The 16,451-nt window shown below is 66.8% G+C and carries 14 protein-coding genes and 1 pseudogene; 1 reads left to right on the top strand and 14 read right to left on the bottom strand.

Going from position 1 to position 16,451, the window contains the following annotated elements; genetic code table 11:
- Nucleotides 1-2 precede the first annotated feature (2 nt).
- From nuoL to ACPXCG_RS15950, 13 genes and pseudogenes are all read right to left on the bottom strand, one after another.
- Nucleotides 3-1,901 carry an NADH-quinone oxidoreductase subunit L gene (gene nuoL, locus ACPXCG_RS16010; protein ID WP_425792971.1) on the bottom strand — a complete coding sequence of 633 codons (1,899 nt, stop codon included), beginning with the start codon at nucleotides 1,899-1,901 and terminating at the stop codon, nucleotides 3-5.
- A gap of 10 nt (nucleotides 1,902-1,911) precedes the next feature.
- Nucleotides 1,912-2,211: an NADH-quinone oxidoreductase subunit NuoK gene (nuoK, locus tag ACPXCG_RS16005; RefSeq protein ID WP_267631283.1), complete on the bottom strand. Its 300-nt coding sequence runs from the start codon at nucleotides 2,209-2,211 to the stop codon at nucleotides 1,912-1,914.
- Nucleotides 2,208-3,053 (bottom strand): NADH-quinone oxidoreductase subunit J, encoded by an 846-nt coding sequence (locus ACPXCG_RS16000; protein WP_425792970.1) that lies wholly within the window; start codon nucleotides 3,051-3,053, stop codon nucleotides 2,208-2,210. The genes nuoK and ACPXCG_RS16000 overlap by 4 nt, the downstream gene beginning before the upstream one ends.
- Nucleotides 3,050-3,595, bottom strand: coding sequence for an NADH-quinone oxidoreductase subunit NuoI (gene nuoI, locus ACPXCG_RS15995; RefSeq protein ID WP_425792969.1), 546 nt, complete (start codon nucleotides 3,593-3,595; stop codon nucleotides 3,050-3,052). Before nuoI ends, ACPXCG_RS16000 begins: the two co-directional genes overlap by 4 nt.
- On the bottom strand, nucleotides 3,588-4,922 hold the full coding sequence (nuoH, locus tag ACPXCG_RS15990) for an NADH-quinone oxidoreductase subunit NuoH (RefSeq protein WP_425792968.1): 1,335 nt from the start codon (nucleotides 4,920-4,922) through the stop codon (nucleotides 3,588-3,590). Before nuoH ends, nuoI begins: the two co-directional genes overlap by 8 nt.
- Nucleotides 4,919-7,339 carry an NADH-quinone oxidoreductase subunit G gene (locus ACPXCG_RS15985; RefSeq protein WP_425792967.1) on the bottom strand — a complete coding sequence of 807 codons (2,421 nt, stop codon included), beginning with the start codon at nucleotides 7,337-7,339 and terminating at the stop codon, nucleotides 4,919-4,921. Before ACPXCG_RS15985 ends, nuoH begins: the two co-directional genes overlap by 4 nt.
- A pseudogene (nuoF, locus tag ACPXCG_RS15980) lies at nucleotides 7,336-9,359 on the bottom strand (NADH-quinone oxidoreductase subunit NuoF). The gene ACPXCG_RS15985 and the pseudogene nuoF overlap by 4 nt, the downstream one beginning before the upstream one ends.
- Nucleotides 9,356-10,714, bottom strand: coding sequence for an NADH dehydrogenase (quinone) subunit D (gene nuoD / locus ACPXCG_RS15975; RefSeq protein ID WP_425792966.1), 1,359 nt, complete (start codon nucleotides 10,712-10,714; stop codon nucleotides 9,356-9,358). The pseudogene nuoF and the gene nuoD overlap by 4 nt, the downstream one beginning before the upstream one ends.
- Nucleotides 10,714-11,454: an NADH-quinone oxidoreductase subunit C gene (locus tag ACPXCG_RS15970; RefSeq protein WP_425792965.1), complete on the bottom strand. Its 741-nt coding sequence runs from the start codon at nucleotides 11,452-11,454 to the stop codon at nucleotides 10,714-10,716. The genes nuoD and ACPXCG_RS15970 overlap by 1 nt, the downstream gene beginning before the upstream one ends.
- Nucleotides 11,451-12,005 (bottom strand): NuoB/complex I 20 kDa subunit family protein, encoded by a 555-nt coding sequence (locus tag ACPXCG_RS15965; protein ID WP_425792964.1) that lies wholly within the window; start codon nucleotides 12,003-12,005, stop codon nucleotides 11,451-11,453. Before ACPXCG_RS15965 ends, ACPXCG_RS15970 begins: the two co-directional genes overlap by 4 nt.
- Before the next feature lie 69 nt (nucleotides 12,006-12,074).
- Nucleotides 12,075-12,488 carry an NADH-quinone oxidoreductase subunit A gene (locus ACPXCG_RS15960; RefSeq protein ID WP_425792963.1) on the bottom strand — a complete coding sequence of 138 codons (414 nt, stop codon included), beginning with the start codon at nucleotides 12,486-12,488 and terminating at the stop codon, nucleotides 12,075-12,077.
- Nucleotides 12,489-12,571: 83 nt separating this feature from the next.
- On the bottom strand, nucleotides 12,572-12,985 hold the full coding sequence (locus ACPXCG_RS15955) for a hypothetical protein (protein ID WP_425792962.1): 414 nt from the start codon (nucleotides 12,983-12,985) through the stop codon (nucleotides 12,572-12,574).
- A 144-nt stretch (nucleotides 12,986-13,129) separates the two neighbouring features.
- Complete coding sequence (locus ACPXCG_RS15950) at nucleotides 13,130-14,209, bottom strand: D-alanine--D-alanine ligase family protein (protein WP_425792961.1); 1,080 nt, start codon at nucleotides 14,207-14,209, stop codon at nucleotides 13,130-13,132.
- A 61-nt stretch (nucleotides 14,210-14,270) separates the two neighbouring features.
- Here ACPXCG_RS15950 and ACPXCG_RS15945 point away from each other — a divergent pair, with 61 nt between their 5' ends.
- Entirely contained in the window at nucleotides 14,271-15,590 is a 1,320-nt protein-coding gene (locus tag ACPXCG_RS15945) for a UDP-N-acetylmuramoyl-tripeptide--D-alanyl-D-alanine ligase (RefSeq protein WP_425792960.1), read from the top strand.
- 43 nt (nucleotides 15,591-15,633) lie between these two features.
- On the opposite strand, the gene ACPXCG_RS15940 is transcribed toward ACPXCG_RS15945, so the two are convergent.
- On the bottom strand, nucleotides 15,634-16,410 hold the full coding sequence (locus tag ACPXCG_RS15940) for a MerR family transcriptional regulator (protein WP_425792959.1): 777 nt from the start codon (nucleotides 16,408-16,410) through the stop codon (nucleotides 15,634-15,636).
- Between the last annotated feature and the right edge of the window lie 41 nt (nucleotides 16,411-16,451).

The following is a 16,451-nucleotide window of genomic DNA, read 5'->3' as shown; positions in this document are numbered from 1 at the left end:
GCTCACAGGACGTTCACCACCATCACCATCGCGACGATCAGGACGGCGCCGGCGAACATCGACAAGGCATAGGACCGGACGTAACCGGTCTGCCAGCCGCGTATTCGTTGCGACAATGCGCCGACGGCGCGACCGATCCCGGTGGTGAGGCCGTCCACGCCGTCGTTCTCGACGAGCACGAGTTCCCGGGTGAGTTCCTGTCCGGGCCGCATCAGCAGGTTCTCGTTGACCGCATCGCCGTAGAGGTCGCGGCGCGCGGCCACGGTGAGCGCGGATACGTCCTCCGGTGCGACCTCCGGGACGGGGCGCGTGGCGTACTGCCGCCACGCGAGGCCGATCCCGATCGCCACCACGGCCAGGATCGTCACGGTGACCACCCAGGTCGGCACGGAGAGTTCGTGATGCTCTTCGCCGACCACCGGTTCGAGCCAGTGTACGAGCGAGTCACCCCACACCAGCAGCGCACCGCTGATCACCGACCCGATGGCGATGACGATCATCGGCCCGGTCATCACCGTGGGTGACTCGTGCGGATGGGTGTCCTCTCGCCAACGGCGATCCCCGAAGAACGTCAGCAGCATCACCCGGGTCATGTAGAAGGCGGTGATCCCGGCGCCGAGCAGGGCGGCGCCGCCCAGGAGCCAGCCTCCGACGCCACCGGATGCGAAGGCGGCCTCGATGATCGGGTCCTTGGAGAAGAACCCGGAGAACGGCGGCACCCCGATGATGGCGAGGTAGCCGAGCCCGAAGGTGACGAACGTGATCGGCATGACCGTGCGCAGACCTCCGAAGCGTCGCATGTCGGTCTCGTCGTTCATTCCGTGCATCACCGATCCGGCACCGAGGAAGAGTCCCGCTTTGAAGAACCCGTGGGTGAGCAGGTGCATGATCGCGAATGCGTAACCGGCCGGGCCCAATCCGGTGGCCAGGATCATGTAGCCGATCTGGCTCATCGTCGACGCCGCCAGCGCCTTCTTGATGTCGTCCTTCGCGCAACCGATGATGGCACCGAACAACACGGTGACCGCACCCACAACGGTGACCCCGACCTGCGCGGCCGGCGCGAGGTCGAAGATCGGGTTCGAGCGCGCGATCAGATAGACGCCCGCGGTCACCATGGTCGCGGCATGGATCAGCGCCGACACCGGGGTCGGGCCCTCCATGGCGTCGCCGAGCCACGATTGCAGCGGCACCTGAGCCGATTTGCCGCAGGCGGCGAGCAGCAACACGAATCCCAGTGCGGTGAGCACACTCTGGCCCGCCTGGTCGGCGCCGGCGAAAACAGTCTCGAAGGAGACCGACCCGAAGGTGGCGAACATGATCATCAGCGCGACGGCCAGACCGATGTCGCCGACCCGGTTCACCACGAACGCCTTCTTCGCCGCGGTCGCCGCCGTCGGCTTGTACTGCGAGAAGCCGATCAGCAGGTAGGAGGCGAGGCCCACGCCTTCCCATCCGAGGTACAGACCGAGGTAGTTGTCGGCGAGAACGAGGATCAGCATGGCGGCCAGGAACAGGTTGAGATAGGCGAAGAATCGTCGGCGATCGGGATCGTCGCCCATGTACCCGATCGAGTAGATGTGGATCAGCGATCCGACACCCGTGATCAGCAGGACGAAGCACATCGACAACTGGTCGAGCTGCAATCCGAAGTCGACCTGCAGCTCTCCGACCGGCACCCACGAGAACAGGATGTGGTGAACTGCACGGTCATCGGTGGTCCGGCCGAGCATGCCGATGAACATCGCCAGTCCGAGCGCGAACGATGCCAGAGCCAGAGCGGTGCCGAGGAGATGACCCCACTTGTCGGTCCGACGGGCACCCAGCAGAAGGATCGCCGCGCCGATCAACGGAAGTGCTGGTACCAGCCAGAGGAGATCTGCGGTCGATTCGGTGCTCACCGGTGGCCTCCTACCGTTTCAGCAGATCTGTGCCGTCGACCGAAGCCGACCTGCGGGAGCGGAAGATGGTCATGATGATCGCCAGTCCCACCACCACCTCGGCAGCAGCGACCACCATCGTGAAGAACGCGATCACCTGACCGTCAAAGGAGCCGTGCATCCGGGCGAAGGTGACGAACGCCAGGTTCGCCGCATTGAGCATCAGCTCGATGCACATGAAGACGACGATCGCGTTGCGGCGCAGGAGCACCCCGGCGGCGCCGATGGTGAACAACAGCGCCGAGAGGTACAGGTAGTTCTCGGGATTCATCGGCCGGCCTCTCCGAGCGCTCGACGGATGCTGTCCGACTCCGATGTCGGCGGCGCGGCCGCCGGTCGTGGACGCAGCGTCGCGTTCACCGAGAGCTCCGACGCCGTACCGTCGGGCAGCAGTGCCGGGACGTCGACGGCGTTGTGGCGGGCATAGACGCCCGGGCTCGGCATCGGCGTCATGTCCACGCCGAGGCGAAATCTCTCCTCCGACAGTTCACGCTGACTTCGTCTCGGCCCGAACCGTTCCCGATGTGCCAGGACCATCGCGCCGAGCGTGGCGGCGATCAGCAGCGCGCCGGTCAGCTCGAACGCCCACAGATACTGGACGAAGATCAGCCGGGCGATCGCTTCGATGTCCCCGTCGGAGCCCGTGCCTGAGAGGCCCGGCCCGGTGGCCGTCGGCGCACCGGCGAACACCGCCAGCGATGCGTTCGCGATCGCCGCGATCAGCAGGACACCGAAACCGATGCCGAGGATCACTCCGGCGATCCGCTGTCCGCGAAGGGTTTCCACCAGGGAATCCGACGAGTCGACGCCGATCAGCATCAGCACGAACAAGAACAGCATCATCACCGCACCGGTGTAGACGACGACCTGGACGACACCGAGAAACAACGCGCCCTGCGCGACGTAGAAGACCGCGAGGACGATCATCGTAGTGGCCAGGAAGATGGCCGAGTAGACGGCTTTGGTCGCGAACACCACACCGAGTGCGCCGGCTACCGCGACCACGCCGAGGACCCAGAACTGTACGGCCTCGCCGGTGCTGGTCGCCGGAAGCGCAGCGAGCGGGGCCGAAGCCGACGTCCGAATCAACTCCGTGGCGAGTGTTGCTGTCACGACTCGTCCTTCTCGTCCTTCGCGATCAGCCGCCCGTCCTTCGACACCTCGCCCCGGTAATAGCTCTCCTCGGTGGAACCCGGGGCCATGTCGTGGGGTGCCGGGGTCACCCCGGGCTCCAGCGGCGCGAGTAGACGGTCCTTTTCGTAGATGAGGTCGGCGCGGTTGTCGTCGGCCATCTCGTAATCGTTGGTCATCGTGAGCGCGCGGGTCGGGCATGCCTCGATGCACAGGCCACAGCCGATGCAACGCAGGTAGTTGATCTGGTAGACGCGACCGTAGCGCTCACCGGGCGAATAGCGCTCCTCGTCGGTGTTGTCGGCCCCTTCGACGTAGATGGCGTCGGCCGGGCAGGCCCAGGCGCACAGCTCGCAGCCGATGCATTTTTCCAATCCGTCGGGATGCCGGTTGAGCTGATGCCGCCCGTGATAGCGCGGCGCCGTGGGGGTCTTCTCCTCGGGATACTGCTCGGTGATGGTCGGGGCGAACATCGACGAGAAGGTCACCCCGAGACCGCTGATCGGTTTGAGGAACTCAGGCATCGGTCGTCTCCTTCGCGGGGTCGGACGGAGGTCTTGGGGAGGGGCTTTGGGCGGGGACGGGCGGCGGGAGCACCTGACCCGGCATCGGCGGCACCGGGAATCCGCCGGCCATCGGGTCGAAAGGTTCTTCCCGTTCGCCGTCCGCTGGTCCGCCTCCCGCTGGTCGATCTCGATGCGCTGCAGGCAGCTTCATCAGCCGCCAGATGGCATAGCCGATCAGGGCGGTCACCACGAGTCCGGCGCCGGCGGAGACCAGTGAGCGGACGAGCTCGTCATCGGACGAACTGCCGATCGCCGCGCGGATCACGGCGACCACCATCACCCAGGTCAGGGAGATCGGGATCAGGACCTTCCAGCCCAGGTTCATGAACTGGTCGTAGCGCAGGCGGGGAAGGCTGGTTCGCAGCCAGATGAACACGAACAGGAACACCCAGACCTTGACGGTGAACCAGAGGATCGGCCACCAGCCGGAGTTCGCCCAGTCGAACATGCTGACCGGCCACGGCGCCTGCCAGCCACCGAGGAACAACGTGGTGGCGAGTGCCGAGACGGTGACCATGTTGATGTACTCGGCCAGCATGAACATGGCGAACTTGAGCGACGAGTACTCGGTGTGGAATCCGCCGACGAGTTCGCCCTCGGCCTCGGGCAGATCGAAGGGTGCGCGGTTGGTCTCGCCGACCATCGAGATCGCGTAGATCACGAACGACGGCAGCAGCAGCAGGACATACCAGTGGTGTTCTTGCGCAGCCACGATGCCCGATGTCGACATGGTGGTCGCGTCGAGGAACACCGCGGCGAACGTGAGGCCCATCGCGATCTCGTAGGAGATGACCTGGGCCGTCGAGCGGAGCCCGCCGAGCAGCGGATAGGTCGAACCCGACGACCATCCGGCCAGCACGATGCCGTACACCCCGACCGAGGTGATGGCGAGGACGTAGAGAACTCCGACCGGAAGGTCGGTGAGCTGCAGCGGGGTCTGGTGTCCGAACACCGACACCATCGGACCGAACGGGATGACCGCGAACGCCATGATCGCCGGCACCACCGCGATGATCGGGGCGAGAAGGTAGATCGGCTTGTCGACGCCCGACGGGATGATGCCCTCCTTCAGCGCCAGCTTCACGCCGTCGGCCAGACTCTGCAGCAGGCCGTGCGGACCGACCCGGTTGGGGCCGATTCGGGTCTGCATCTGCGCCATGATCTTTCGCTCGATCAGGATCGCGGCGAGTGGATTGGCGACCAGGAACGCGAAGACCGCCACCGCCTTGATCAGGATGAGCCACCAGGGATCATGGCCGAAGTCGGCGAGCGTCGGGAAGCTCATCGCGCCTCCCGCGTGGCCGCCGGTGCAATGGCCACGATGTCGCCTGCCCGGGCCCGCAGGTGCGTGTACACGCCCGCACCCGGCGCGTTCATCGGCACCCAGACGACACCGTCGGCCATGGCGACGATCTCCAGGGGCAGGATGATCGCGCCGCGATCGGTGCCCACCTCGACGTCGGTGCCTGCTTCGGCCCCGATACCGGCGGCAGTGGCCGGGGACATACGGGCGACGGGTGCACGTGCCGTGCCCGCGAGATGTGGTTCACCGTCCTGCATCCGGCCGGCGTCGAGCAGCATCCGCCAGGAGGCGAGCACCGCTCGCCGGGTCTCGGTGCCGGTGTCCGGGCGGTTGGAACGCGGCTCCACCTCGGGCATCGGGGGCCGCGCACCGCGCCATGCACCGATCCGTTCGAGGTCACCGCGAATGGCGGTCGTGTCGTCGCAGCCCAGCTCCACCCCCATCTGCTTTGCGAGCGCGTCGAGAACCCGGTGATCCGAGAGTGTCCCGACCTCGGGCAGCGCCGTCAGGAACGGGCGGGCACGGCCTTCCCAGTCGACGAACATGCCGGGTTTCTCCGCAGCCGCCGCGACCGGGAACACCACGTCGGCGTGCTCGGTGACCGCGCTGCGGCGCATTTCCAGGCTCACCACGAAGCCTGCGTCGGCCAGCGCAGCGGTGGCCGACGCAGGGTCGGGGAGATCGTCGAGTTCCACCCCGCCGACCACGAGCGCGGAGATCTCCTGACGCAGTGTCGCATCCAGGATCGTCGACGTGTCCCGACCCGGCACGCTCGGCAGATCGGCGATCTGCCAGGCCATCGCGAGTTCGGTGCGCGCGGACAGGTCCGCCACGGGGCGACCACCGGGCAGGAGGTTCGGGGACGCACCGACCTCGACGGCGCCGCGTTCGCCGGCCCGGCGGGGAATCCAGGCCAGCCGTGCACCGGTGCGTTCGGCGAGCCGGACCGCGGCGCTGAGACCACCGGGGACGGTGGCCAACCGCTCACCGACCACGATGATCGATCCCTCGGCGGCGACCGCGTCGGCGGCGGCTTCCGAATCGAGCACGGCCGGTTCGTCTCCGGGCGCGGTCGGCACGAGCGTGCCGTTCAACTTCGCCACTCCGGCGCTGCGGAACGCGGCGATCGCCGTGACCTGCTGACCCGCGGTGCGCACCGCCCGCCGCATCCGGAGGAAGACGATCGGCGATTCCTCTTCGGGCTCGAAGGCGACGAGCAAGACTGCCGGGGCGACTCCGAGCTCACGGTAGGTCACGTCGTCGGGCCGAGCGGCGATGTGCGTCGCGAGGAAGTCGGCCTCCTCGGCGCTGTGCGCGCGGGCCCGGAAGTCGATGTCGTTGGTGTCGAGAACGGTGCGGGCGAAACGCGAGTACGCGTAGGCGTCCTCGGCCGTCAGCCGGCCGCCGGTCAGTACCGCGGTCCGTCCGCGCGCGGCGGTGAGCCCCTCGGCGGCATGCCGCAGGGCGTGAGCCCACGACACTTCCGCGAGGGTCCCGTCGGGCCTGCGGATCATGGGTCCGGTCAGCCGGTCGTCGGCGGTGGCGTATGCGAACGCCCACCGGCCCTTGTCGCAGTTCCACTCCTGGTTGACGTCGGGATCGTCACCGGCGAGGCGCCGCAACACCTTTCCGCGGCGGTGGTCGGTGCGTTGTGCGCACCCGCTCGCACAGTGTTCGCAGACGCTGGGCGACGACACCAGGTCGAACGGACGGGCACGGAAGCGGTAGGCGGTGCTGGTCAGGGCGCCGACCGGGCAGATCTGCACCGTGTTGCCGGAGAAGTACGACTCGAACGGGTCGTCCTGATATATGGTGACCTGTTGCAGCGCACCGCGATCACCGAAGCCGATGAGCGGGTCGCCGGCAATCTGGTCGGAGAAACGCGTACAACGTGCGCACAGGACACATCGCTCACGGTCCAGCAGCACTTCCGACGACAACGGAACCGGCTTGGTGAAGGTTCGTTTCGCACCGGTGAAGCGTGAGTCCCCGCGCCCCGACGACATCGCCTGGTTCTGCAGCGGGCATTCACCGCCCTTATCGCACACCGGGCAGTCGAGGGGATGATTGATCAGCAGGAGTTCCATCACGCCGCGCTGGGCCTTCTCGGCCACCTCGGAACTGCGTTGGGTGTGGACCACCATCCCGTCCGTCACCACCGTGGTGCACGAGGCCAGCGGTTTGCGTTGCCCCTCCACCTCGACCAGACACTGGCGGCACGCGCCCACCGGATCGAGCAGTGGGTGGTCGCAGAACCGCGGAATCTGTGTCCCGATCATCTCGGCGGCCCGGATCACCAGAGTGCCCGGCGGCACCGAGATCTCGATCCCGTCGATGGTCACCGATACGAGATCGGGTTTCTTCTGTCCAGTGGCGGCGGAGTCTTCGACGGCGGTCATCGCGCACCTCCTGCAGCGGGTACTGATTCGGCGAACAGCGTCGACCGGTGGTGGTCGAACGGGCAGCCGCCCTCGAAATGTGCCAGGTATTCGTCGCGGAAGTACTCGAGTGACGAGACGATCGGACTGCCCGCACCGTCGCCCAACGCGCAGAACGACTTTCCGACGATGGTGTTGGTGATGTCGGTGAGGGTGTCGAGGTCCTCGGGTTGCCCGTCGCCCGCCTCGAGTCGCCGCAGCAACTGCACCAGCCAGTAGGTGCCCTCCCGGCACGGAGTGCATTTCCCGCAGGATTCGTGCGCGTAGAACTCGGTCCACCGCAGCACGGCGCGCACCACGCACGTCGTCTCGTCGAAGATCTGCAAGGCTTTGGTGCCCAGCATCGAACCGGCCTCGCCCACCCCCTCGTAGTCGAGTGGCACATCGAGGTGCTCGGCGGTGAGGATGGGCGTCGACGATCCGCCCGGTGTCCAGAATTTGAGTTGATGACCCGACCGCACCCCGCCGGCCCGATCGAGCAACTCCCGCAGCGTGATTCCCAGGGGCGCCTCGTACTGGCCCGGTCGGGCGACATGTCCGGACAGGGAGTACAGCGTGAAGCCGGGCGATTTCTCGGTGCCCATCGTCCGGAACCAGTCGACGCCGTTGCGGATTATCGGCGGCACACTGGCGATGGACTCGACATTGTTGACCACCGTCGGACTCGCGTACAGCCCGGCGACGGCGGGGAACGGGGGACGCAGGCGTGGCTGTCCACGACGGCCCTCCAGGGAGTCCAGGAGTGCGGTCTCCTCCCCGCAGATGTAGGCGCCGGCGCCGGCGTGGACCACGAGGTCGAGATCGAAACCGGACCCGAGGATGTCGTTCCCCAGATAGCCTGCTGCCCTGGCCTCGTCGACGGCGGTGCGCAGTCGACGTAGCACCGAGGCGACCTCACCACGCACATAGATGAAGGCGTGCGCGGCGCGGATCGCGTAGGCGGCGATGATCGCGCCTTCGATCAAGGAGTGCGGGGAGGCCAGCATCAGCGGGATGTCCTTGCAGGTGCCCGGTTCCGACTCGTCCGCGTTGACCACCAGGTAGTGCGGTGGCGTGGCGGGAGCGGCAGGCCCGTCGGGATCCTGCTGAGGGATGAACGACCATTTCATCCCGACCGGGAACCCCGCACCTCCGCGGCCTCGGAGTCCCGACGCCTTGACCAATGCGATGAGGTCGTCGGGCGGGGTTGTGAGCGCGGACCGTAGCGCGGCATAGCCGTTGTGCGACTCGTAGTTCCGCAGTGTCCAGGACTCCGGCTCGGACCAGAATCGGCTGAGCACGGGGGTCTCCGCGGGTTCGGTCATGCCCGGTCCCCCGTCTCGGGAAGGCCGGCGAGGAGCCGGGCGGTCTGTCGGAACGTGCACACGATGCCGGTCCCGCGGGCCGGGGTGAGCGGGACGCCTGCGCGCAGATCCTCGACGAGTTCCACGCTGCTGGTGGGGGTCTGGTTGTCGAAGAACTCCCAGTTGACCATCACGACCGGGGCGAAATCGCATGCCGCGTTGCATTCGACGTGTTCGAGGGTGATCCGCCCGTCCGCCGACGTCTCGCCCGCGTCGATACCGAGGTGGCTCCGGAGCGCGGCGAGGATCTCGTCACCGCCCATGATCGCGCACAGTGTGTTGGTGCAGACACCGACGAGGTATTCGCCGGTCGGGGAGCGGCGGTACATCGAATAGAAGGTGGCGACGGCGGACACCTCGGCCGTGGTCAGTTCCAGTTGGTCTGCGCAGAAGGTCACACCGGCCCGGGTGATCTGGCCGTCCTCGGATTGCACCAGGTGCAGCAGGGGTAGCAGGGCCGAACGGGACCGGGGGTAGCGGGCGATGATGCCGGCGGCGTCGGCCGAGAGTCGTTCGGCCACATCGTCGGGGTAGTCGGCGGGGCCGTCGAAGCGGATCGTCGGGTGCGGCGCCGGTATCTCCACCGCAACGCCCTCCGCGGGTGGCGCCGACAGATCCACGAACACCGGGTCGGTCATCGGTCAACCCCTCCCATCACCGGGTCGATGCTGGCAACGGCGGTGATCACGTCGGCGACCATGCCGCCCTCGCACATCGCCGCCACCGCCTGCAGATTCGTGAACGACGGATCCCGGTAATGCACCCGGTACGGTCGCGTGCCGCCGTCGCTGACCATGTGGACACCCAGCTCACCGCGCGGCGATTCGACGGCGACGTAGCACTGTCCGGCAGGTACCCGCATCCCCTCGGTGACCAGCTTGAAGTGGTGGATGAGGGCTTCCATGGAGGTGCCCATGATCTTCGCGATGTGTTCCGGCGAGTTGCCGAGGCCGTCGGGTCCGAGCGCGAGATCGGCGGGCCAGGCGAGCTTCCGGTCGGACACCATCACCGGACCGGGGCGCAGGCGGTCGAGGCATTGGCGGACGATCTTCACCGATTCCTGCATCTCCTTCACCCGGATCAGGTAGCGACCGTAGGAGTCGCAGGTGGTGTCGGTGATGACGTCGAACTCGTAATGTTCGTAACCACAGTAGGGTTGCGTTTTGCGCAGATCGTGCGGCAGTCCGGTGGACCGCAGCACCGGGCCGGTGATGCCAAGGGCCATACACCCGGTGAGATCGAGGTAGCCGACGCTCTGGGTGCGGGCCTTCCAGATGTAGTTCTCGTTGAGCAGGTCCTCGAGTTCGCCGAGTCGCGACGGCAGGACATCGAGCAGCGCGGCGACCTTGTCGGTCGTGTCGTCGGGGAGGTCTTGCGACACCCCGCCCGGCCGGATGTAGGCGTGGTTCATCCGCAGCCCGGTGATGTGCTCGAAGACGTCGAGGATCATCTCCCGTTCGCGGAATCCGAGGAACATCGCCGTCACCGCCCCGAGTTCCATTCCGCCGGTGGCCAGCGCAACGAGATGCGATGAGATGCGGTTGAGCTCCATGAGCATCACGCGGATCACGCTGGCGCGCTCCGGTACATCGTCGGTGATACCGAGCAGGCGTTCGACGCCGAGACAGTAGGCGGTCTCGTTGAAGAACGGCGCGAGATAGTCCATCCGAGTGACGAAGGTGACGCCCTGCGTCCAGTTGCGGTACTCCAGGTTCTTCTCGATCCCGGTGTGCAGATAGCCGATTCCGCAGCGGGCTTCGGTGACGGTCTCGCCCTCGATCTCCAGGATCAGTCGCAGCACGCCGTGGGTGGACGGGTGCTGCGGACCCATGTTGACCACGATGCGCTCGTCGCCGGGTTGCTCCGCGGCCCGTTCCCGCACCGCTGTGACAATTTCGTCCCAGTCCTGGCCGGAGACGGTGTACGTCTGCGTGGGGTGCACATCCGCGGAACGATGACGGGAGTGGGAGTTGCCGTGGTCGGTGGTCGTCATCAGTTGTAGGACCTCCGTTGATCGGGCGGTGCGATCCGGGTTCCCTTGTACTCCACGGGAACACCGCCGAGCGGATAGTCTTTTCGCTGTGGATGTCCCTGCCAGTCGTCGGGCATCTGGATCCGGGTCAGGGACCGGTGGCCGTCGAAGACGATGCCGAAGAAGTCGTAGGTCTCGCGTTCGTGCCAGTCGTTGGTCGGGTAGATGTCGGTCAGACTCGGTATGTGCGGATCGACGTCGGCGACCGACACCTCGAGTCGGAGGCGGCGATTGTGGGTGATCGAGGCCAGGGGGTACACCGCGTGGAGTTCCCGATCGCGGTCGTCGGGGTAATGAACCCCGTTGACGCCCAGACACAATTCGAAGCGGAGCGTGTCGCGGTTCCGCACCGTGAGCGCCACCGCCCGCAGATGATCACGGTGGACGTGCAGGGTCATCTCGTCGCGGAAGATCACCACTTTGTCGATGGCCTGCCGGTAATCGGTTCCGGGTAGTTCGTCCAATCCGGCGGCGAGTTCGTCTGCCACGTCGTCGAAATAGCCGCCATATGGCCGGACGGAACTGCCCGGAAGGGTGACGGCCTGCACCAGTCCGCCGTAGCCGGAGGTGTCACCGCTGCCCTGCACACCGAACAGGCCGCGACGTACGCCGATCTGCTCGGGTCCGGTCTGTTCCTCTCTGGTCATCTCGCCTGCGGTCCCGGTGGTCTCCGGGGCGGGATCTTCGGGCCCTGAGGTCATCGAAGCAGCCCCTTCATCTCGATGGTCGGCTTCGCCTGCAGCGCCGCCTGTTCGGCCGCCCAGATCGCCTGTTCGCGGTTGACCCCGAGTGGCATCTCGGCGATCTGCTCATGCAGTTTGAGGATCGCGTTGAGCAGCATCTCGGGTCGGGGCGGACAGCCGGGCAGGTAGATGTCGACCGGAACCACGTGGTCGACGCCCTGTACGACCGCGTAGTTGTTGAACATGCCGCCCGACGACGCGCAAACACCCATGGCCAGTACCCATTTGGGCTCGGCCATCTGGTCGTAGATCTGTCGCAGCACCGGTGCCATCTTCTGGCTGACGCGCCCGGCGACGATCATCAGGTCGGCCTGCCTCGGCGACGCGCGAAATGCCTCCATCCCGAATCGCGCGAGGTCGTAACGGCCGGACGTGGTCGCCATCATCTCGATGGCGCAGCACGCCAGTCCGAAGGTGGCCGGCCACAACGATCCCTTGCGCATGAACCCGGCCAGATCTTCGACAGTGCTCAGCAGGAAGCCGCTGGGCAGTTTCTCCTCGAGTCCCATGTCGCGAACCTCCTTGCGTGTGCCGGCAGTCGCGGCGTGAACCCCGCGGGGCGCACGTCGCGGCCATGGTCATTCCCAGGTCAGTCCTCCGCGTCGCCACTCGTAGGCGTAGGCCACCGACACGTTGATGATGAACAGGGCCATGGCGGCGAGTCCGAACCATCCGAGGGCGCCGAAGGCGACGGCCCACGGATAGAGGAAGACGATCTCGATGTCGAAGATGATGAAGAGCATCGCCGTGAGGTAGTACTTCACGGGGATGCGCTGGACCACGCGGTCGGTGATGCGTGGCGTGGTGGTCACCGACGCGCCGCCGGGGGCCAGACTGTGCGATTCGGTGAGCGGTTCGATGCCGCATTCGTACGGTTCCAATTTGGCGCGGTTGTACCGCTTCGGGCCGATCAGGATTGCGATGCCGACCGAGAACACCGCAAACCCCATGGCAATTGCCCCGAGAACCATGATCGGGACGTAGGCGTTCATAGGGTGGCTGCTCCCCACATTTGCGGCCTGATGTGAGCTGTGCCACAAGCCTACTAGCGGGGGAGGGGCCGTTGTCGAGCTTTCTAGAGTTCGGCGTTTCGGAGCAGCTCGACCAGCGTGGTCGACAGGGTGATCGGGTCCACCGGCAGCGTCGCGGTCGCATCGGCCCGTGACCAGTCCGCCAGCCAGCGGTCGTCGGCCCGCCCGAGTAGCACGAGCGTCGGCGGGCACGGATCGATCTCGTCCTTCATCTGCTTCGCCATGCCCATCCCGCCCGCGGGTGTCGCCTCGCCGTCGAGGATGACCACGTCGATCACGCCGGCATCGAGTTGTGCGAACACCATGGGGGCGGTGGCGACCTCGACGAAACTCAGCTCGGGGAGGCCGGGGTCGGGACTGCGGCCGAGTGCGCGGATGACCGCCGCCCGGGTGTCCGAATGATCCGAATAGACCAACACGCGCAGCGCCGAGACGGCATCGCGGTGGGGGTCGGTCACGTCGAGCACATTACCGCCAGATCTCCGCCGACCGTGCGCAGAATCGCGCCGAGCGGGCCCACTTTCCCGCCGACCGGGTACAGAATCTCGCCGACCGTGCCCGGTTCCCCGCCGAGCGGGTAGGGAATCTCGCCGACCGTGCGCTCAGTGCTCGGTGGAGAATCCGACCCGTCGACGATGGTTGTCGAGCGCCAGGGTGACCAGTCGGTCGATGAGGTCGGGGTAGCTCAGACCCGACGCCTCCCACAATTTGGGATACATCGATGCCGGGGTGAATCCGGGAATCGTGTTGACCTCGTTCAACAGCCAGCCGCGTCCGCCGGTCTCGTAGAAGAAGTCCACGCGCGCCATGCCCGCGCACCGCAGCGCGGTGAACGACTTGGCCGCGAGTTCGCGGACCTCCCCGGTGACCTCCGCGGGCAGATCGGCAGGGATGACGAGGGTGGCGGCGCCGGTGACGTATTTGTCCTCGTAGTCGTAGAACTCGCTGCCGGGCAGGATCTCGCCGGGGACCGATGCCTCGGGCGCGGTGTTGCCGAGCACGGCCACCTCCACCTCGCGCGCCGTCACGCTCTCCTCGATGATCACCACGTCGTCGTAGCGCAGTGCGAGGTCGATGGACTTGTCCAGCTCGGACGCGTCGTGCGCCTTGGTGATGCCCACCGACGACCCCAGGTTGGCGGGTTTGACGAACAGCGGCAGTCCGAGCGCGTCGATCGCTCGGCCGACGATGGTGTTCGGGTCGTCGATGCCGTCACGGAACTCGATCCACCGGCACTGCGGGATACCCGCCTGCTCGGCGACGATCTTGGCCATCGCCTTGTCCATGCACAGCGCAGACGACAACACGCCGGCGCCCACGTACGGCACCTTGAAGAGCTCGAGCATCCCCTGGATGGTGCCGTCCTCGCCGTGCGGCCCGTGCAGGAGCGGCAGCACGACGGTGATCGTCGACGCATCGGCGTCGCCGCGGATCGCGGCCAACGGTTCCACCTCGGTGCCCGCGGTCTCCAGCCGATCGGGCAGCTCACCGCCCTCGGCGAGCGTTGCGATCGCCTTGTCGTTGCGCAGCCACGTCCCGTTCTTCGCGATACCGATCGGCACCAGCTCGTACTTGTCGCGATCGGCGGCTGCGAGCACATGGGCCGCGGTGACGCAAGAGACGTCGTGTTCGGCGGAAACGCCACCGAAGAGGACGACCAGACGCAGCAGGGGTGAAGCCATGGCTGACACGATACGGCCACCGCAACCGGCTTACCGGACGCGGTGCTTGTAGCGTTGCGGTGTGCATTTCAGGGCAAGTGAGGTCGCTGCAGCGGTCGGTGGACGACTCGTCGGCGACGACGTGCAGATCGACGGTGCAGGCATCGACTCCCGGAGCATGCGGTCCGGGCAGCTGTTTGTGCCGATTGTCGCGACGCGCGACGGCCACGAGTTCGTGGCGGCCGCGGCGGACGGAGGTGCCTCGGCATATCTGTCGTCCCAGGGCACCATTCCCGACATCACGCTCCCCACGATCACCGTCACCGACACCGCTGCGGCGCTCGCCGACCTCGGCGCCGCGGCGCGCGATCGATTGCCGGAGAGGGTCGTCGGCGTGACCGGCTCGGTGGGCAAGACGTCGACGAAGGATCTGCTCGCGGGAGTCCTCGCGACGACGTACCGCACCACCGCCAGCGAGAAATCGTTCAACAACGAACTCGGTCTGCCCCTCACGCTCGCCTGCGCCCCCGAAGACACGGAGGCCGTCGTGGTCGAGATGGGCGCACGCGGCATCGGGCACATCGACCTGCTGTGCGGCATCGCCCGCCCGACCGTCGGCATCATCACACGCGTCGAGGGTGTGCATCTGGAACTGTTCGGCGACATCGAGTCCGTTGCCCGCGCCAAGGGTGAGCTGGTGGAGGCACTGCCGGTGGACGGTCTCGCGGTGTTGAACGCCGACGACGAACGTGTCGCGGCGATGGCAGACCGGACCGACGCCGGTGTCCTGACCTTCGGTCTGAGCGCATCGTCGGACGTGCATGCGTCGGATGTCACCCTCGACGATCAGTTGCGCGCCTCGTTCCGGCTGCACACCCCGTGGGGCGAGACCGACATCCGGCTCGGCGCCCGTGGCGAACACCAGGTACCCAATGCGCTGGCCGCGGCGGCCGCGGCCGGATGGCTCGGCGTCCCGGTCGACGACATGCCGAACGGTCTGCTCGATGCCGCGTTGTCGGGACTGCGGATGGAACTGGTGACCACGCCCGCCGGCGTCATCGTGCTCAACGATGCCTACAACGCCAATCCGACCTCGATGGCCGCCGCCCTGCAGTCGCTGGCCGCACTCGACGCCCGTCGTCGAGTCGCCGTGCTCGGCACCATGGCCGAACTCGGATCAGATTCGGCTGCCCAGCACGCTGCCATCGCCAAGCGCGCCCACGACCTCGGGATCGAAGTGATCGCCGTCGACGAGTCGCACTACGGCAATGCGGCGCGACATGTGGCGAACGTCGACGGCGCGCTTGCGGAGCTCTCCGACCTCGCCGCGGGCGACGCGGTGCTCGTGAAGGGCAGTCGGGTCGCCGCCCTCGAACGGGTCGCCACCGCGTTGGGTGCGTGAACCTCTCAGAGAGCCGAGAAGAGAGACGGTGCCACAGTCGAGATCAGCTTCGCTGCTGTTCGGCGTTGGCCACGATGACGTCTCGAACGTAAAGCGCAAGCCCCGGCGCCACATCGTCGTAGTGCTTGGTGAACCGTGGATCGGCGACGTACATGTTCGCGAGATTCACCTGCATCTCGTGGCCGCAGTCGTAAAACCGGTTGATACCCGAACGGTGCTCCTCGGCGAGGGCGTTGGCCTCGGGTGACCCGGGCGCCACACCGGACCGCAGTGCATCGGCGAGCTTCGCCTCGAGGGCGTCCCCCTCCGCCTTGATCCGGCGCCAGTCGTCCTTGTCGAATCGGGCGGTGCGCTTTCTGCTCTGCTCCCAGGCCTCGGAATCGCCCCAGCGTTCCTCGGCCTCGGCGGCGTACTCGTCCCCGAGCCAGTCCTGCCCGAAGATCTCCGCCTGTTCCTCGGCCGTGAGCCGGATTCCGTTGTCTTTCGCGTCCATCATGTCCTCCACAGCTGCGACCATCCGGTGTAAGCGATCGATCCGGTCGATCAGCAGGGCGTGCTGATCACGCAGATGCGCCAGCGCATCCACCGACGGATCGTTGAGCAGGGTCGCTATCTGCTCCAGGGGAAAGCCCAGTTCACGGTAGGTCAGGACCCGATGCAGCCGCTCGATGTCGGCGTCGTCGTACACGCGATAGCCGGCCGGCGTCCGATCCGACGGCACCACCAGACCGATCTGGTCGTAGTGGTGCAAGGTGCGGACGCTGACCCCGGTCAGGCGCGCGACCGCACCGACCGTGCGGGAGGGCTCTGAGTCACTCACACCGGACACTCACTCACACCGGACACTCACTCACACCGGAC

This window comes from Gordonia sp. DT218 (assembly GCF_049847105.1).
In the GTDB taxonomy this organism is placed as follows: domain Bacteria; phylum Actinomycetota; class Actinomycetes; order Mycobacteriales; family Mycobacteriaceae; genus Gordonia.
This window is presented reverse-complemented; position numbering and strand designations above follow the sequence as displayed.

Excerpts from the sequence above, each read along its gene's own strand:
- nuoI (WP_425792969.1), bottom strand. The coding sequence starts at position 3,595 with ATGCCTGAGTTCCTCAAACCGATCAGCGGTCTCGGGGTGACCTTCTCG.
- nuoK (WP_267631283.1), bottom strand. The coding sequence starts at position 2,211 with ATGAATCCCGAGAACTACCTGTACCTCTCGGCGCTGTTGTTCACCATC.
- ACPXCG_RS15965 (WP_425792964.1), bottom strand. The coding sequence starts at position 12,005 with ATGGGACTCGAGGAGAAACTGCCCAGCGGCTTCCTGCTGAGCACTGTC.
- ACPXCG_RS15970 (WP_425792965.1), bottom strand. The coding sequence starts at position 11,454 with ATGACCTCAGGGCCCGAAGATCCCGCCCCGGAGACCACCGGGACCGCA.
- ACPXCG_RS15950 (WP_425792961.1), bottom strand. The coding sequence starts at position 14,209 with ATGGCTTCACCCCTGCTGCGTCTGGTCGTCCTCTTCGGTGGCGTTTCC.
- ACPXCG_RS15960 (WP_425792963.1), bottom strand. The coding sequence starts at position 12,488 with ATGAACGCCTACGTCCCGATCATGGTTCTCGGGGCAATTGCCATGGGG.
- nuoD (WP_425792966.1), bottom strand. The coding sequence starts at position 10,714 with ATGACGACCACCGACCACGGCAACTCCCACTCCCGTCATCGTTCCGCG.
- ACPXCG_RS15985 (WP_425792967.1), bottom strand. The coding sequence starts at position 7,339 with ATGACCGCCGTCGAAGACTCCGCCGCCACTGGACAGAAGAAACCCGAT.
- nuoH (WP_425792968.1), bottom strand. The coding sequence starts at position 4,922 with ATGAGCTTCCCGACGCTCGCCGACTTCGGCCATGATCCCTGGTGGCTC.